General features: G+C 45.4%; 20 protein-coding genes. 14 read left to right on the forward strand and 6 right to left on the reverse strand.

The window, feature by feature from the left end; all coding sequences use genetic code 11:
* The first annotated feature begins 526 nt into the window (after positions 1–526).
* From DIU38_RS03145 to DIU38_RS34365, 3 genes are all read left to right on the forward strand, one after another.
* Positions 527–889, forward strand: coding sequence for a response regulator (locus tag DIU38_RS03145; RefSeq protein WP_112656702.1), 363 nt, complete (start codon positions 527–529; stop codon positions 887–889).
* A gap of 67 nt (positions 890–956) precedes the next feature.
* Entirely contained in the window at positions 957–1,238 is a 282-nt protein-coding gene (locus DIU38_RS34360) for a ferritin-like domain-containing protein (protein ID WP_262714275.1), read from the forward strand.
* Positions 1,187–1,483, forward strand: coding sequence for a ferritin-like domain-containing protein (locus tag DIU38_RS34365; RefSeq protein ID WP_262714276.1), 297 nt, complete (start codon positions 1,187–1,189; stop codon positions 1,481–1,483). The genes DIU38_RS34360 and DIU38_RS34365 overlap by 52 nt, the downstream gene beginning before the upstream one ends.
* A 138-nt stretch (positions 1,484–1,621) precedes the next feature.
* Here the strand turns inward: DIU38_RS34365 and DIU38_RS03155 are convergent, their stop codons facing one another.
* The 3 genes from DIU38_RS03155 to DIU38_RS03165 all read right to left on the reverse strand — a co-directional run bounded on the left by DIU38_RS03155 (position 1,622) and on the right by DIU38_RS03165 (position 2,626).
* On the reverse strand, positions 1,622–1,828 hold the full coding sequence (locus tag DIU38_RS03155; protein ID WP_146750427.1) for a hypothetical protein: 207 nt from the start codon (positions 1,826–1,828) through the stop codon (positions 1,622–1,624).
* Entirely contained in the window at positions 1,825–2,118 is a 294-nt protein-coding gene (locus DIU38_RS03160; RefSeq protein ID WP_146750426.1) for a hypothetical protein, read from the reverse strand. Before DIU38_RS03160 ends, DIU38_RS03155 begins: the two co-directional genes overlap by 4 nt.
* A 70-nt stretch (positions 2,119–2,188) precedes the next feature.
* Positions 2,189–2,626, reverse strand: coding sequence for an Hsp20/alpha crystallin family protein (locus DIU38_RS03165; protein WP_112656706.1), 438 nt, complete (start codon positions 2,624–2,626; stop codon positions 2,189–2,191).
* 521 nt (positions 2,627–3,147) lie between these two features.
* Between DIU38_RS03165 and DIU38_RS03170 the strand changes: the two genes are divergently transcribed.
* On the forward strand, positions 3,148–3,648 hold the full coding sequence (locus DIU38_RS03170; protein ID WP_149354015.1) for a hypothetical protein: 501 nt from the start codon (positions 3,148–3,150) through the stop codon (positions 3,646–3,648).
* An 82-nt stretch (positions 3,649–3,730) separates the two neighbouring features.
* Here DIU38_RS03170 and DIU38_RS03175 read toward each other — a convergent pair whose 3' ends face one another.
* From DIU38_RS03175 to DIU38_RS03185, 3 genes are all read right to left on the reverse strand, one after another.
* Positions 3,731–4,093 carry a response regulator gene (locus DIU38_RS03175; protein ID WP_112654489.1) on the reverse strand — a complete coding sequence of 121 codons (363 nt, stop codon included), beginning with the start codon at positions 4,091–4,093 and terminating at the stop codon, positions 3,731–3,733.
* On the reverse strand, positions 4,093–5,640 hold the full coding sequence (locus DIU38_RS03180; protein ID WP_243770830.1) for a PAS domain-containing sensor histidine kinase: 1,548 nt from the start codon (positions 5,638–5,640) through the stop codon (positions 4,093–4,095). The genes DIU38_RS03175 and DIU38_RS03180 overlap by 1 nt, the downstream gene beginning before the upstream one ends.
* A 167-nt stretch (positions 5,641–5,807) precedes the next feature.
* Positions 5,808–6,020 (reverse strand): 4-alpha-glucanotransferase, encoded by a 213-nt coding sequence (locus tag DIU38_RS03185; protein WP_112654488.1) that lies wholly within the window; start codon positions 6,018–6,020, stop codon positions 5,808–5,810.
* Between the two features lie 215 nt (positions 6,021–6,235).
* Here DIU38_RS03185 and DIU38_RS03190 point away from each other — a divergent pair, with 215 nt between their 5' ends.
* The 10 genes from DIU38_RS03190 (at position 6,236) to DIU38_RS03230 (ending at position 15,118) form a co-directional block, all read left to right on the forward strand.
* Positions 6,236–7,084, forward strand: coding sequence for a COG1470 family protein (locus DIU38_RS03190; RefSeq protein ID WP_112654487.1), 849 nt, complete (start codon positions 6,236–6,238; stop codon positions 7,082–7,084).
* 13 nt (positions 7,085–7,097) lie between these two features.
* Positions 7,098–7,247 carry a hypothetical protein gene (locus DIU38_RS33730; protein ID WP_244311255.1) on the forward strand — a complete coding sequence of 50 codons (150 nt, stop codon included), beginning with the start codon at positions 7,098–7,100 and terminating at the stop codon, positions 7,245–7,247.
* 124 nt (positions 7,248–7,371) lie between these two features.
* On the forward strand, positions 7,372–8,070 hold the full coding sequence (locus DIU38_RS03195; RefSeq protein ID WP_244311256.1) for an ABC transporter ATP-binding protein: 699 nt from the start codon (positions 7,372–7,374) through the stop codon (positions 8,068–8,070).
* 34 nt (positions 8,071–8,104) lie between these two features.
* Positions 8,105–9,019 (forward strand): ABC transporter permease, encoded by a 915-nt coding sequence (locus DIU38_RS03200; protein WP_243771197.1) that lies wholly within the window; start codon positions 8,105–8,107, stop codon positions 9,017–9,019.
* Positions 9,020–10,128: 1,109 nt separating this feature from the next.
* Positions 10,129–10,797, forward strand: coding sequence for a BON domain-containing protein (locus tag DIU38_RS03205; RefSeq protein WP_112654483.1), 669 nt, complete (start codon positions 10,129–10,131; stop codon positions 10,795–10,797).
* A 123-nt stretch (positions 10,798–10,920) separates the two neighbouring features.
* On the forward strand, positions 10,921–12,891 hold the full coding sequence (gene ftsH, locus DIU38_RS03210) for an ATP-dependent zinc metalloprotease FtsH (RefSeq protein ID WP_112654482.1): 1,971 nt from the start codon (positions 10,921–10,923) through the stop codon (positions 12,889–12,891).
* A complete protein-coding gene (locus DIU38_RS03215; protein ID WP_112654481.1) occupies positions 12,888–13,517 on the forward strand; it encodes a hypothetical protein in 630 nt (209 codons plus the stop codon). The genes ftsH and DIU38_RS03215 overlap by 4 nt, the downstream gene beginning before the upstream one ends.
* 10 nt (positions 13,518–13,527) lie before the next feature.
* The gene (locus tag DIU38_RS03220) at positions 13,528–13,854 is read left to right on the forward strand and encodes a carboxymuconolactone decarboxylase family protein (RefSeq protein WP_112654480.1); all 327 of its coding nucleotides are present in this window, start codon (positions 13,528–13,530) and stop codon (positions 13,852–13,854) included.
* The gene (locus DIU38_RS03225) at positions 13,841–14,323 is read left to right on the forward strand and encodes a hypothetical protein (protein WP_112654479.1); all 483 of its coding nucleotides are present in this window, start codon (positions 13,841–13,843) and stop codon (positions 14,321–14,323) included. The genes DIU38_RS03220 and DIU38_RS03225 overlap by 14 nt, the downstream gene beginning before the upstream one ends.
* 102 nt (positions 14,324–14,425) lie before the next feature.
* Positions 14,426–15,118, forward strand: a complete 693-nt coding sequence (locus tag DIU38_RS03230) for a DUF6629 family protein (RefSeq protein ID WP_112654478.1) — start codon at positions 14,426–14,428, stop codon at positions 15,116–15,118.
* Positions 15,119–15,434 lie beyond the last annotated feature (316 nt).

Here is a 15,434-nt window from a genome sequence, read left to right on the forward strand (position 1 = left end):
TTCGTTTGCATTTCTAACTCCTTGATAACGACAATAGCATGTGGTCAAAGTTAAAATGGTCGACAGGGGGCAATATGCTGTGGTTTATCCACCTTTTTATCCAAGCCTATTGATTTTACGAAAATTGAAGCCGTTTCCTTGTCAAATTAGGCCACGGCCGCGGACATGCACATTTTCTTTGTACCATTATAGGGTTTTTACCTATCCGAAAACTAACAATTTACTGACGACAATTTTCGCGGCGAACCCGGGAAACTACAGTGCTTTCCTACGCATTTTGCGATTATTCTGGATCAAGCCCCAATTAAAGGCCGATCCGTAACTTACCCGGCCTTAAAGTTAAAACAGGACATAGTCTCGTTTAAACAGGACAATAAAAATATATTTCAATCGATAACTGACTATAACGATAGGTACCGCTGAATTTGATGATGATAAGAAAATCCGTCTTATACTGCAAATTAAAAAATGTTGGAATAAGCCTTCTTTTGATCACCGCGGGTATGGATATTGATATCATTTAGATATGAACAAACGGATACTTATCATTGATGACGACGAAGACATTTTAGATATCCTGCATGTGATCTTCCGGGATGAGGGTTTCAACGTTGTAGTTTCAAATACAGGTGAAGCAGCTAATAACATTCACATAATCAATCCTGATCTTATTTTGTTGGATGTACGCATAGCAGGATCAGAGAAAAGAGGAGATCAGATCTGCGCTGAAATCAAAGCTAATTATCCTGAAAATAAATTACCGGTTGTGCTTGTATCAGCGGAAACCGATCTCGAGATGATTGCTAACCAATGCGGAGCCGATTTTTATATCAAAAAGCCTTTCGATATTTATGACCTCTTATTAAGAGTAAAAACGCACCTCGCCTGAAATAGATTTCTGAAAATTTCATCCTTAGCGTTTAATGCGATATGATATTAGTAATTTAGTTGACCGTATGGAAGAAAAATCAAACCAATTCAAACGTGGTCAAATTTTTGTTGGACCGCAAAAACTGAGGGTTTATTTCATCAATAACCTTAACAAGATTTACGCCGCCAAAACGCACCTGATTAAACATCTCCCGCAGATAGCCGGGGAGGCTCATTTCGCAGACCTGCGCTCTGCAATCCTCGAAACTTTAGAAGATGTGGAAAAGCAACTGGCCAGGATGGATATTATTTATACATGTTGGAGGCAGATCGCGAAGAAGGTAATTTCAGCGGCCTGTCCGGGCTGATCGATGACGCTTTTGAAGACATTAAACTGCACAGTAAAGATGCCGAGTTGCGGGATCTTTCGATCGCGTTTTATCTCCAGAATATTGAAAGCATGGAAATGGCATCGTTTCAGGTTCTGGAAATGGCCGCTGTAAAGCTGAAAAATAAGCAGATTAAGCAACTGATTAAAGAAAATTATGATGAAGCAAAAGCTCACAGAACATTGTTGCTGTTAATTACTGCAAAATATGTTACCGCGAAATGATGACCATAGACGGTTGAGAGTTGTAAAGATATCCGGGAGAATTACGGTTTGGATAGTTCTTGGTTTAAGGCTCCGAATAACCAATATGCGCAATATTATACAACAATTGTTCTGCAAACTACAGCCAGCTATTAATGATTACCGTTGTCCTGCCCAGTCATCATCGCGATCGCTTCCCAGGAACAGTAAAATGACCCATAGTAATAAGCCGATCAGCAGCACTTGTCTGTGGCTACCGGGAATATGGTGAATTCTGCCCGTTAGCAATAAGATACTATCAAACAACAGCACGCAGAACAACAGCGAGAAAAGCAGCGAACTATAGAAGCCGAAATTCTCTTTCATGGCAGCTCCTCCAAATTCTTTAAACGAAAGATCTCCTTGGCGATAAGTTGGCAATTGAAACCGAGTTCTTCCAATGTGCAGCAAATACTTTTAATTTTTACCGGCAGGCTATCAACCGTCTCCATGAGATCGATGTGTAGCGGGCAGTTGGCCATCATATCGGGGTCGCCCTTAAGCTGCCGGAACAAATCGTACGCCGCCTCGCGCTCATTCCCGAAGAAGTACTGCCCGTAATCGACAAAGCCTTGTGTGGTTTTAAGGCTTAACAGGATGTAAAACTGTGTTTCCATAATGATGATAAAATCAAAATGGGCCCCCAACCAATTGGAGCCCATTTATTCAATGAAAATTATCAAACACTTATTTGATCTCAATCTGGCGACGCACCGCTTTGGCTTCTTCGCGCTTAGCGATATCGATGCGAAGGATACCATCAGAATAGCTGGCCTCGATCTGGCCATGATCGGCGCTGTCGGGCAACGTAAAGGAGCGCACAAAGGAACTGTAGCTGTATTCACGCTTACTGTAATTCTTTTGGTTATCTGCTTGTTCCGGGCCTTGCTCTACAGAGATGGTAAGCAAATTTCTTTCCAGGTTAAGTTTGAAATCACCCTTCTTCAAACCTGGCGCTGCTAACTCCACATGATAGCAGTTCTCGCTTTCGCCAATGTTCGCAGCAGGTACACGTGTCACCATTCTGTCGCTGAAAAAGGTATCGTTGAAGATTGAATCGAAAACGTCATTAAAGCCCGGCATTAATGAGTTGTTTGCGTTGTTGTTGAATTTAACTAAGGTCATGGCCTTTTCTCCTTTAAATTTCACTTTAAAAAATAATTGAACAAAAGATTAATTAAATTAAACAGTTCATTACAAGCTTTATGCCATGGCTGTAATTCTGAAATTTTTTCAGTTTTCAGATGAAAAAATTTCAGTTCCGGTGTCAGTATTCCAGTGATAACATATAAGCCCCTGTGGAGATGCTTTCCATTTCTTCGGCGCACATTTATTTTTATACAAATGCCGGGGTAACTTGTTCTCTTAACACCCGTTCCTTATGCCCTGCTCAACACACGTCAAAAGTTTCCTGTATATTCATTGGTTTTGTCCCGTTTGGATAATAATTCCCCTAATTATTATCTTCAGGGGATCAGCGATTATCATCAAATATGACCAACCCTTTAATAACTACATTAAATCCTTTATAAGAGACGCTTTTATTTAATTGTAATACAGATAATTAGGTGTTATAGGCAGGAAGGTTATGGAGCGGTTATTGTACTGTACCTTATGCTGAATTACAGCAGATAATCAAAAAACAAATGATCAAATTCAACAAGGCAACAACCGCATTTTGCGTGTTCGCCATGACTACCTTAGGCTTTACAGTTTCTGCCTCTGCCCAGAAATATAAAACCGCGGCCGATACGGTTAAGTTAAATAAAGAATACGGAGAAGTGACGTTAGAAATTTCCAAACTGAACAGCAAGCTGATCGCACAGCAAAATCAAACCGCCGGTTACCAATCCAAAAGCGCTTCTACGGCACAGGATGCGGTAACCTCTGCGCAGGGGAGTAAGGAAACGGCCAGCACGGCAACTAACGGCAATGTCGGTGATGCCAAAAAAGCAATGAAGCAGGCAAGAAAGGCGAACAACCAGGCCAATGATGCCAAAGATGCAATGGATAATCAGAAAGATAACGTTAAGGACATGAAAGACCTCAATGAAAAGATTGATAGGAAGAAGCAAAAATTAGCTGACCTTGATAAACAAAGGGCGGCGATCATGGCTTTAACAGCGCCTGTTGTTAAACAGCAATAATTGTTGTCATTTAGAAAAGCGCGCTAAGACAGCGCGCTTTTTTGTTGGCACAAAATCTTGAAACAGAAGGAGACCTGTCCGATCAATTGACATATTGCTGAACTTTCTGCAGTAGAAAATCCAGGTCAAATGGCTTGGCCATGAAATCGGTCGCACCAGCATCCGCAGCAATTTGCTTTCCGTCACGGCTGGCCGATATGATGATCACCGGAAGTTCATAGGTCTTCGGGTTCTTGCGCAGGCTTTTCAAAACCTGGTCACCCGACAATACCGGCATCCATAGATCCAGCAATAAAAGGTCAGGATGCTCCCGGTCGATCACATCGTAAATGTGCAGGCTGTTTTGCACGGGTATAATCGTATAACCGCTGCCTTCCAAGGCGATCTCCAGCATATCCAATATGCCTTCATCGTCATCACATATTACTATCCTTTTCGTATCCATCAGGTTGCCTGTGTGTTTAAAGGAAGTGTAAAACTAAAGGTTGATCCCTTGCCGGGTTCACTTTCCACCCAAAGGGTGCCGCCGTGGTTTTTAATGATCTGGTCGCAGATATACAGGCCGATCCCCATGCCCGGGAAACGCTGTTGTATCTCACCGGCGCGGTAGAAACGGTCGAAGATCTTTTTATGGTCCTCCATCCGGATGCCCATACCCTGGTCTTTCACCGAGAATTTAACGAAATTGCTTACCTGCGAAAGGTAAACTTCGATTTCTCTATGGTCCGGAGCGTATTTGATCGCGTTGGACAAGAGATTATTAATGACCTGCACAATGTGCGATTCATCAGCAGATATCATTTCACCGGTATTTCCGCTTACCTGGATCTGGTGGGATTTGGTGGCCGCCTGAATAGTATCAACCGCTTCATGAACGCTTTTATCGAAGTCGAACAGGTCTTTATGCAATTCGATATTGCCGGTCTGGATACGGGAAACGTCCAGCAGCTCCGCGATCAGGTTATTTAACCGATCCACATAGACGCCTGTTTTTTCCAAAACAGATCTGAACTTTTCACCGAGTTCCGGCGGTACCGTGCGCTGCATTATCTGCACCAGGCCTTTAATCGTGGTCAGCGGTGTTTTGAGTTCATGGCTGGCTATCGAGAGAAAATCATCTTTCCGTCTTTCGATCTCGCGGCGGTCCGTAATATCTTCAATAGCGATCAGAATGCGATCCTTGTACTGGCCTTCCAGCTCGATCCGGTGGGCATTCAGCACCATCAGCTTCCTGCCAATATGCGGAAAGTCATGTTCCACTTCAAATTCTTCGACGGGATTGTTGGTCGGTAAAATATTTTCCAACAGTTCTTTCAGTGAGGCAATGTTCCATTGACCATTACCGAGGTCATAAAGCAATTTTCCGATTGTATCGCCGGTGGTTACTTTAAAAGTTTTCAGGAAATGATCGTTAACGCTCAATACCCGGAAATCAGGATCCAGTACGATCAGGCTTTCCCTGACGGTCTGCACGATACTGGCGAGATAATCTTCACTTTCTTTCAGGCTTTGCGTACGTTCCGAAATGCGTTTTTCCATCAGCTGCTGCTGATGACGGAGATCGAGCTCCGCCTTTTTGCGGTGGGTTACGTCATTTTGAACACCTATAAAATAGCTGACCCGGCCCTGATCATCTTTGATGGGCGACATGTATAGTTCATTGTAGAACAAGGTGCCGTCCTTGTGATAGTTCCGAATATCGACGATACAGCTTTCGCCGTTGCGTATCGCGTTGCGCAGCTTCTCGCGCTCTTTCTGATCCCGGTCTTCCTTCTGCAAAAAACGACAGTTGTGTCCTATAATTTCATTCCGTTGATAACCGGAAATGGTTTCGAACGCTTTGTTACAATAGATGATCGGATTGTCCGGCAAGCGGTTATCCGTTAAAATAATTCCGGAAATTGAAGCATCCAGTGCCTGTAAAAGCAAGCTGAAATCTTCTTTCGCCGTTTCATGAGAAATGTTAAACTCTCCGTTGTTTAAACTGTTCACTGCAAAAAAGTTAATACTTAATATATCGCCGGAACTACACAAAATCCTTGCCAGCGATGATTTTTCCGGTATAAACGATTGCTAAGATTGTATCTCAGCGGTTATATTTTTTTACGAGCAGTTGAGAATTGCGGCTACCCCATCGGAGCACATATCTCCACCTCCAGTTACCTTTTTTTCGAAGCGGGTACGTTCATCCGGCTTGTTTGGTCAAGGCCCGGAATATCCTGCAAAGGAGTTATGGTTATAGCTGCCACCGAGCCATAGCAAGCTCCCAGCATCAGTTGCTTTATGTTTCTGCTGTTCACATGAACCCTGAAAAAAGCGTTGAGCTGTTTGCGCTCTTCTGCTGAAATATCATTTTTAAACCAGCCAAGCATTGTATTTTTGGCTGAGGCTGCATAATTAACTATGCTTGTATTACGCGCCGAATTTTCCGGTGAGTGCTAATACATACCTTCATTTGTTAAAAAATGTTAAAGGTATTGTATGAGTCTAAACAGCTTTTTTTATTTGAACCATCGATTTTTAACCCTTAAACCAATTTTTGAAGCATTTTTTAAAAGCTATTATTAACCATTTTAGTCGTTGAATCATGTTATCCAGATTATCTACAACACCCTTAAGCGTACTACGCCGCACTATTCATTTCTTTTGCTTCCTTGTTTTATGTGCAAACGCCCATGCACAGCAGTCCGGATCAAAAACACAATCTGCGTTCAATGCGAAACTCATCAACATAGAGGCCGCAACTAATGAAACATTCCGTTACAGTACCACATTACAGAACGGATCAGCCGAAGCGCACACCTATGATTTACAGACCAGTTTGCCGCCAGGCTGGATAATAACATGTAAGGTCGATGGCATCCAGGTCACCTCCATCAATATTGAGGCCGGCAAATCACGGGATATTTCGGTTGAGGTAAACGCCGCGCCGGATTCCAGACCGGGAAAATATAAAATTCCGGTTCGTGCAATATCAGGCATGGACAGCCTGGCGCTAACACTTGAAGCGGTGGTCAGGGGCACGTATAATATTACTTTAACCACGCCGACAGGAAGGTTAAGCGAGGATGTTACTTCAGGAAGCCAGAAGCAGCTTCAGTTAATTGTAAAAAACTCGGGCTCCCTTCCCCTGAACAATGTACAGTTGACCAGCCAATTGCCGCCAGGGTGGGAAGCTACCTTTGAACCATCGGCTATTAACGATCTAAAGCCTGCCGAATCGCAAAATGCTGTGGTGACCCTTAAAGTTCCGGATAAAACACTCGCCGGCGACTACGCCGCTACTTTAACCGCGTCAAACAGCAGCGCAAATTCGCAGGCTGCTTTCCGCCTGGCCGTTAAAACATCGCTGCTGGCCGGTTGGTTAGGCTTACTGGCTATTTTCATCGCCATCGGCATTGTTTACTTCCTTATCCGCAAATACGGCAGAAGATAATTCCAGATTACCAATGAAAAATCCTATTATTCAATTGAAGGGCCTGACAAAAAATTATGGCCGTCAAATAGCTGTTGACAACCTGAACCTGGAGGTATACGAAGGTGAGATATTCGGACTGCTCGGCCCTAACGGGCAGGCAAGACGACGAGCATCCTCATGATGCTGGGTCTTACGGAGCCGACCAGGGGAACAGCAACGGTTTGCGGATATAATGCAACCCGCGATGCGATAAAAGTAAAAAAGAAAGTTGGTTATATGCCGACAGCGTAGGTTTTTATGACCATATGACCGCATTGGAAAATCTGGTATATATTGGGAGGCTGAACGGCTTGTCCGGGACGGAGGTTAAAGAGAAAGCTGTCCGTGTACTTGATCTTGTGGGGTTGACCGCAGCTGAAGATAAAAAGACTTCGACATTTTCCAGGGGCATGAAACAGCGCCTGGGCCTGGCCGATGTACTCATTAAGGACCCTGATTTGATCATCCTGGACGAACCTACGCTTGGTATTGATCCGGCAGGTGTTAAAGATTTCCTGTCGCTGATCAGGCAGTTAAGCCGCGAACAGAACCTTACCGTGTTGCTTTCTTCGCACCATTTGCATCATGTTCAGCAGGTCTGCGACAGGGTAGGGATATTTGTGGAAGGCCGGCTTTTGGCAGAAGGTAACCTTGAAACATTGTCGAAGCAGCTGTTCGGAAAGAATGGGTACACTACCGTCATAAATCTCGAACAGGCATTGCCGGAACCATGGCCACATCAACCGGTGCTAGCGGCGTGGGATTTCATCGATGATATTACCAGTTATGGTCATACCGTTGAAGTTACAGGCAGCCAAAATATCACGCCGGCGCTGGTGCGCTTTTTTGTAGAAAACAATTATGATATTATAAATGTAAATCAAAGGAATTATGGACTTGACGATATTTACCAGAAATATTTCGAATCCGGTACGGGAAAAGACAATTATAAAAAAACGGCCTGATACGGGTGCTTTTGCGGTGATGCTGCAAAAGGAAATGGCTGATCACATACGCAGCTGGCGCTTTATCATTATGATTTCGCTGATTGTACTCACGTTCATCGCAGCTATGTATGCTTCCCTGTCTAATATCAAATCGGCGACCGGAAATTCACATGACCCCAACCTCAACTTTCTGTACCTGAAATTACTGACGGCAACGGATAATTCCATTCCGCCTTTCCATATTTTTCTAAGCTTCCTGGCACCACTGCTCGGCATCAGCCTTGGATTTGATGCCATTAATTCAGAAAGGAACAGCGGGACGCTTATTCGCCTGATGGCCCAACCGGTTTATCGGGATAATCTGCTGCTTGCGAAGTTCAGCAGCGCGTTGCTGATCATAGGCTGCTTATTTGTAACCCTTACCTTGCTGATGATCGGCGCTGGCCTGTTGCTAATGGGGGTGAGCATGGAGCCACAGGAATTATTTCGGATCATGGGGTTCGTTTTTGTGACGATCACATATGTTGCTTTCTGGCTATGCATGTCCATGCTGCTTTCGATAGTATTCAGGCAGGCCGCTACTTCGGCGATCACAGCTATAGGCCTTTGGCTTTTCTTCACTATTTTTTATCAGCTCATCGTAAATTTGGTCCTGAAATCTGTTTTACCCGATGCTTCACAATTGACGCAGGAGCAGGCGATCAGTTATAATGAGATGGTACTGAATATCCTGAGGGTATCGCCAAACCAGCTTTACACAGATGCAGTTACGACCATGTTGATGCCATCGGTACGCAGCCTCGGTCCGCTGACCATGGAACAAATGGCAGGGGCCATCCCTTCACCGCTGCCGTTCGCTCAAAGCCTGATGCTCGTTTGGCCTCAGCTCAGCGGACTTTTAGCGGCAACGACCGGTTGTTTTGCCCTGGGGTATTATCTTTTTATGCGCAGGGAGATCCGCAGTTGATTAGCCTTACTCGATGAGGCATATCGGCCTCATTGAATAAGGCTGACATAGGACTCAGTTTGGAGATTCCGGCATGCTTGACCGCACTTTTGGCAGCTTATATCCTGTGTGTTTTTTATGTGCTGATATATTTTAATGTTTTAACAGGAGTAAGCTTATATGGGGTGAATTAAACGATAGATTTGTATCTTTATATGTTTAATTTAAATTCAAGGATTTTTATACCTGTAACCTATATAAACCTGAGCCGGCGAACCAGTTCCTGTTGTATTTCCGGCAGAGCGATGGATGACTTTGACGCGTTTTCCCCGGTCTATTCCCTTTTTCGCCTCAACAAAGCATCGTTACATCTGCCGGTTTTGCAGCTGTTAAGCTCTATACCAGATTTGTAACTGCGTAAAGTCCGATAAAGGATAAGGCCGTAACCACCCTTTCCTGAAAAGCTCAATGACAACTATGGATGCATATTTCTCATCGAGGCTGGCGATGACCTGGAGCAAGATGGGGTAGCCAACGCTCACCAGCGCAATTATGAAATATATACACAGGTCCGGAATGTTCATTTACCAATATTTAGTAGCAAATCAGTCAAACCAGGCTGGCTGTGTAACCGTCTGTTTCTGTCATGATAAACACCGACGTTGACAGCGGAAACATGTGTAATAACGATGGGCTGAAAAAAAATAATACAACTGCTTTTTCTCATTTCGTTGTCGGCGGTACCAACTACGGCCTGGATTGGGGTTGAATATATCGCTCTGTTCAATCAATTCATTGGCTTGATATTGGGGTATGGTGGTTTGGCACAGGGGGGCATAGCGACCGTTGGTCAGTTACAATTATTGCAACGATTTTTCGGACTCACTATTGCGGCTATTTTTACGAACTGGAGATCAATTAAAAAATATCGACGATTGCTTATCCCAACTGACTGAATATGAGGTCGACCGCAGGGCAATAGCACCATTATATTACCGGAATAAAAAATGTAACGCGTTGCTTAATGTGACAACGATCAGCAAAAAGGGGGCCTGGCGTCATTGAAATGATCGTGAAATCAGGGTCAATTTGTTCCTGAGAAATGACTATTTATAAAAATCAAAGAAATTATGAAAACGGACAATCAAATCCAAAGAGACGTCATGGACGAATTGAAATGGCAGCCATTTTTGAATTCATCGGAGATCGGTGTCGCGGTTAAGGACGGCATCGTAACCCTTTCCGGTATTGTGGATACCTATACTAAAAAACTCGAAGCTGAAAAAGCGGCCAAAAGTGTTGCTGGTGTAAAGGCGGTGGCCGAAGACATCCAGGTAGGCGTATCGCCCGGTTATCGTAAAACGGATACTGAAATCGCCGCAGCCGTTGTCAATGCACTGAAATGGCAATCCACCGTTGATGAGAACAAGCTCAAAATAAAAGTTGAAGACGGTATTGTGAAACTGGAAGGTGAGCTGGAATGGGCTTATCAACGGAACATCGCTGAAAGAGCTATTCAAAACCTGACCGGTGTCCGTTCTGTGCTAAACCTGATCTCACTTAAACCCAGTGTTACGGCAGATGATATGAAAAGAAAGATCAGCGCTGCATTCCAGCGTAACGCTAGCCTTGATGCTGCAAAGATCACCGTCATTGTTAATGGCGAAAGGGTTACCCTAACGGGTACTGTCCGTTCATTCACTGAAAAGGAAGATGCAGAAAATGCCGCCTGGGCGGCTCCGGGCGTTTTCAGCGTGGTCAATAACCTGCAGATCGAAGAACCGGAATACGCTTTTTAAAAAAACATCTAACAGGAGAAGCCCCGGTTTCGATAAAAGAACCGGAGCTTTGTTTGGAACAGATCATTTTTTTAAGAGACCTTCGTCATTTCCTGCAGGCGCGCTGCTGACCACCTTTAGGTTATGAAAAATGATCAGCCGGCAAAGCCGAAAAAGTCCGTTGAAAGAAAGATCAAACCTGCATTCAGCTGGGTTTGGGTCTACGTGATCATTTTACTGTATGTGATCTTATCGCCCGTATGGAGCGGCTCCTATAACGTGAAGGAGACCACCTGGCAACAATTCTCCACGACTATATTAAACCGTAACGCGGTAGAAAGGCTGGAAGTCGTCAACAAAGAAAAAGTTAACGTCTATCTCAAGAGCGCTTTTGCAAAAGATACGGCATTCAAAGAAGTTTTTACACCCGCCTTTGGCAAGGGGATCAATGCAGGGCCGCATTATAGCTTCACGATCGGCTCGGTCGAAGTCTTTGAACGCAATATGGAGGAAGCGGAAAAATTCTTTGCCGCGAACGAAAAAGTGCCGGTGAGTTATATCTACCAACGCAACTGGCTGATGAATATCCTGGGCTGGCTTGCGCCTTTTATCCTGCTGATGGTGATTTGGAATTTTATGATGCGGCGGTCCGGTGGCGGTATGGCTGGTGGAAGTGCCTCTTCAATCTTCAATTTCGGACGATCCACCGCCACTTTGATTGAAAAGGAAAGCGGCACAGTGACTTTCGCCGATGTAGCCGGTTTGGACGAGGCTAAAGTAGAAGTGCTGGAAATTGTTGACTTTTTAAAAAAACCGGATTCGTTTACTAAACTCGGCGCGAAAATTCCCAAGGGCGTGATTTTGGTAGGTCCTCCTGGGACCGGTAAAACCTTGCTGGCTAAAGCCGTTGCGGGCGAAGCACAAGTTCCTTTCTTTTCCATTTCAGGCGCTGCTTTCGTAGAGATGTTTGTCGGCGTGGGGGCTTCCCGTGTGCGCGACTTGTTTCAGCAAGCCAAGGAAAAAGCACCCTGCATCATTTTTATCGATGAGATCGACGCCATTGGCCAGTCAAGGGGAAGGGGCGCTTTTTCAGGCGGCGCCAATGATGAACGGGAAAGTACGCTGAACCAGTTATTAACCGAAATGGACGGCTTTGGCACCAATACAGGCGTTATTGTTTTAGCAGCTACCAACCGGGCCGACATGCTCGATCCGGCACTGGTGCGGCCGGGCAGGTTTGACCGGCATATTTACTTGGAACTGCCTAATATGAACGAAAGGGCCGCCATTTTTAAAGTGCATGTGCAGGGATTGATAATGGCTGAGGGTATCGACCTTCGAGCACTTGCGGGCCAGACACCGGGATTTTCGGGGGCGGATATTGCCAATATCTGCAATGAAGCGGCGCTGATCGCCGCCCGGAGAAAGGCTGCTAAAATAGAAAAAGAGGATTTTATGGATGCCATTGACCGGATTGTAGCCGGCCTGGAGAAGAAAAGCAAGATCATATCGCCCGAGGAAAAAAAGATCATCGCTTTCCACGAAGCTGGCCATGCCGTGATCAGCTGGCTGTTAAGAAACGTGGATCCTTTAGTGAAGGTCTCCATCATTCCGAGGGGGCAATCCTTAGGTGCGGCCTGGTACCTGCCGGAGGAAAAACAATTACGCAGCGAAACGGCATTTAAAGAACATTTATGTGCCACCCTGGGCGGCAGGGCCGCTGAAGAAATTATTTTCGGCGAGATCTCCTCCGGTGCACTGGATGACCTGGAGAAGGTGACCAAAGAGGCTTATACCATGGTTGTTTATTATGGTTTCAATAACGTATTGGGAAACGTAAGTTATTATGATTCTACCGGCCAGCGCGACCTGACTATTCAAAAACCTTTCAGCGAAGCTACGGGTGAACTGATCGACCAGGAGATCCGCAAACTGGTGGCGCGAGCTTATGAGGGTGCGAAAACCATCCTGGAGGAAAACAAAGCATCGCTGGAAAAAGTTGCCGGCCTGCTGTTAAAAAAGGAGGTGATTTACAAGGATGACCTGGAAAATATTTTAGGCAAGCGCGGCCCTGGGTTTCCGGCTATTGATCTTAAAGTGAAGGCACTGGCATGAAAAATAACATCGCCATCGTTGGTTTTTACGCGGCTATGGCCGCATTTCTTGCCATGGTGGGTTATGGCATTGTACAGATCCTCCAGGTCGCCGGTGTGACCGGCTATCCTTTGGATGACATCCTGATCTATGGTTTTTCCCTGGCCATCGCTCCGCCATTTTTGATCGCGATACTGGCCTTACATCATATCGTGCCCGGCGACCGGAAATTCTGGAGCCATGCCGCCTTATTATTTGCCCTGTTGTATACGGTTTATGTCGTGATGATGTATTCGGTCCAGCTGGCAACAGTTATACCGGTGTCCTTGCACAATCCTTCGGTTAATATCCTCACGGTAACACCGCATTCTTTTTTCTGGACGCTGGACGCGCTGGGTTATATCTGCATGAGCCTGTCCACTTTATTCGCTGCCTTCGTGTTCAAAAGAGACGGGGCGCAAAAATCGCTCAGGCGGTTCCTGATCGCCAACGGGTTGATGATACCTCTGATCAGCTTCGCCTATTTTTATCCGCATTTCTCCACCTGGGTGTTATTTATAGGCACGCCCTGGCTGGTCACCGCGCCGGGATCGGTACTTTTACTGGCGGCCTTTTTCAGGAGATCTTACCTCACAGAACTTACTTAATCAAGAAATCATGAATGGCAATCCATTAGCAGTTTTTGAACAGGAGGCTCCCGAAGTCGCCAAAGCTTTTAACCTATTGGTCGAATCGTTAAAGCAGACCGATGGCCTGGAGGCAAAAACCAAGCAGCTGGTCTATATCGGCATTAAATCCGCATTAGGCGATCCGAAGGCGATCTATTACCATGTGGCGATGGCAAAGGAGTTGGGGGCCTCCCGGGCGGAAGTTCTTGATGCCATTTTAATCACGTTAACGGTATGTGGCCTAAACGGGGTAGCCGGCTGCTTACCGGTGGCTTTGGCAGTTTACGATCAAAAACAAGGCGATGGGTTTCAGTAACCCTAAAACCATACTGATCGCCGCGTTTGTTTCCAATTTTGCGGGATTGCTTTTTTTGCTGGTGGCCATCGGGCAGCCGCGGTTTGCCCGTCTGTTGTTTTTTTACTTTTCAGCCGGGCGAGCCGGACCTGTTACGCCCCCCAGTCACCAGCATCCCGAATGTTATTTAGTGTACGCCCAAAAATCAATTTCCCTCTATAATGATTTTGTCAACGACTCTTTTAAACTGCATAATACCGTCTTTGTCAACAGCATTCCCTTCGGTCAGGCGCTTATCGCCGTCGATGTTATTAAAAGGCACCTGGGTGAAGATAGCGTGTATGGTTGCCATTATTTTTCTGCCGGGCATTGCACCGATCGGGATTTACGCGGCATTTCCATTTTCGCTGACCGTAGCGGCCGCTGCCTATTTTATCAACAGGTACGATGGCCTGAATTATCTGTGGAGATCGGCGCGGTCCCGCTTTAATGCCTATATTGAATTTTTTTCCCAAATCAGCGCCGCGAGCATGGGTTGTTCGTCGCCACTCCTTTGGAATTTAACCCACTATCAATCTAAGGAGAAAGCAAGATGTGTTTTTCAGCAGCAGTAAGTTTTGGCGCCAGCGCGGTTCTTTCTGTAACCGGTATGGCCACCCTCCGCAAATCCGGTAAGCCGGCGCAAATAATGTTTGCCGCTATCCCTCTCATTTTTGCCGTCCAGCAGGCATCAGAAGGACTGGTATGGCTTGCATTATTACATCCCGGCTATTCCTTATGGCTGAAGCCGGCAACTTATACTTTTTTGACGTTTGCCCAGGTCATCTGGCCATCCTGGGTGCCCTGTTCTATCTTATTACTTGAAACAGACAAGCCCCGAAAAAAAATATTATATATAGTATCCGGGCTTGGTTTACTGGTTTCATTTTATCTGGCTTACCGGCTGATGACCCAGCCTATTCATGCGGCCATAGCCGGAATGCATATTTTTTACAGTCTGGGCGACATGAATTCCGCGCTGCACGATTCTGCTGTTTTATATTTTATAGCCACCGTTATTCCCCCGTTTATTTCGAGTGTAAAAAAAATGTGGCTTTTTGGCCTTTCAATAGGAATAGCTTATAGCATTACCCATCTCTTTTTCGAGGATTACGAACTATCGGTGTGGTGCTTTTTCGCAGCGATCATCAGTATTGTCGTTTTCATCGTTTTGTTCAGGCGTCAACAAACGTTGCCCGGAATTGCCGGGCCGGAAGCGTTGAAACCCAGTGTAAAGTTATCGTAATGCTGAAGCGGCCTGATGCGTGTCACCACAAAACCGGTGCAGGTTCATCCTTGTCAATGACCTGCGTCGAAGCTTTGCACATGAGGTAACTATGGAAACAGAAAAACAACAAGGTATTGAAATAATGCCTGAAGCGATTCAAAATCTTTATGCGCTATGTTCTATACGTAACTACGATGACCGACCGTGACATGAGAACCGATCGAAAGGTGCTCGATGCAGGACAGATGGCGCCTGTAGCAATGATCAAGCAACTATGGAAGTGCTATGTGCTGACCCAACGTTGCTCGATCAATGAATTTTCCAGGGCGATTAT

Origin of the sequence: Mucilaginibacter metallidurans (assembly GCF_003286435.2) — a bacterium.
Taxonomy (GTDB): Bacteria; Bacteroidota; Bacteroidia; order Sphingobacteriales; family Sphingobacteriaceae; genus Mucilaginibacter; species Mucilaginibacter gossypii.

Coding starts and splice junctions, on each gene's coding strand:
- DIU38_RS03195 (WP_244311256.1), top strand. CDS start 7,372: ATGACCGCATTGGAAAATCTGGTATATATTGGGAGGCTGAACGGCTTG.
- DIU38_RS03175 (WP_112654489.1), bottom strand. CDS start 4,093: ATGGATACGAAAAGGATAGTAATATGTGATGACGATGAAGGCATATTG.
- DIU38_RS34360 (WP_262714275.1), top strand. CDS start 957: ATGGAAGAAAAATCAAACCAATTCAAACGTGGTCAAATTTTTGTTGGA.
- DIU38_RS03190 (WP_112654487.1), top strand. CDS start 6,236: ATGTTATCCAGATTATCTACAACACCCTTAAGCGTACTACGCCGCACT.
- ftsH (WP_112654482.1), top strand. CDS start 10,921: ATGAAAAATGATCAGCCGGCAAAGCCGAAAAAGTCCGTTGAAAGAAAG.
- DIU38_RS03170 (WP_149354015.1), top strand. CDS start 3,148: ATGATCAAATTCAACAAGGCAACAACCGCATTTTGCGTGTTCGCCATG.
- DIU38_RS03160 (WP_146750426.1), bottom strand. CDS start 2,118: ATGGAAACACAGTTTTACATCCTGTTAAGCCTTAAAACCACACAAGGC.
- DIU38_RS03225 (WP_112654479.1), top strand. CDS start 13,841: ATGGGTTTCAGTAACCCTAAAACCATACTGATCGCCGCGTTTGTTTCC.
- DIU38_RS03205 (WP_112654483.1), top strand. CDS start 10,129: ATGAAAACGGACAATCAAATCCAAAGAGACGTCATGGACGAATTGAAA.
- DIU38_RS03145 (WP_112656702.1), top strand. CDS start 527: ATGAACAAACGGATACTTATCATTGATGACGACGAAGACATTTTAGAT.
- DIU38_RS03165 (WP_112656706.1), bottom strand. CDS start 2,626: ATGACCTTAGTTAAATTCAACAACAACGCAAACAACTCATTAATGCCG.
- DIU38_RS03155 (WP_146750427.1), bottom strand. CDS start 1,828: ATGAAAGAGAATTTCGGCTTCTATAGTTCGCTGCTTTTCTCGCTGTTG.
- DIU38_RS03230 (WP_112654478.1), top strand. CDS start 14,426: ATGTGTTTTTCAGCAGCAGTAAGTTTTGGCGCCAGCGCGGTTCTTTCT.
- DIU38_RS03200 (WP_243771197.1), top strand. CDS start 8,105: ATGGCTGATCACATACGCAGCTGGCGCTTTATCATTATGATTTCGCTG.
- DIU38_RS34365 (WP_262714276.1), top strand. CDS start 1,187: ATGTTGGAGGCAGATCGCGAAGAAGGTAATTTCAGCGGCCTGTCCGGG.
- DIU38_RS03215 (WP_112654481.1), top strand. CDS start 12,888: ATGAAAAATAACATCGCCATCGTTGGTTTTTACGCGGCTATGGCCGCA.
- DIU38_RS03185 (WP_112654488.1), bottom strand. CDS start 6,020: ATGCTTGGCTGGTTTAAAAATGATATTTCAGCAGAAGAGCGCAAACAG.
- DIU38_RS03220 (WP_112654480.1), top strand. CDS start 13,528: ATGAATGGCAATCCATTAGCAGTTTTTGAACAGGAGGCTCCCGAAGTC.
- DIU38_RS33730 (WP_244311255.1), top strand. CDS start 7,098: ATGAAAAATCCTATTATTCAATTGAAGGGCCTGACAAAAAATTATGGC.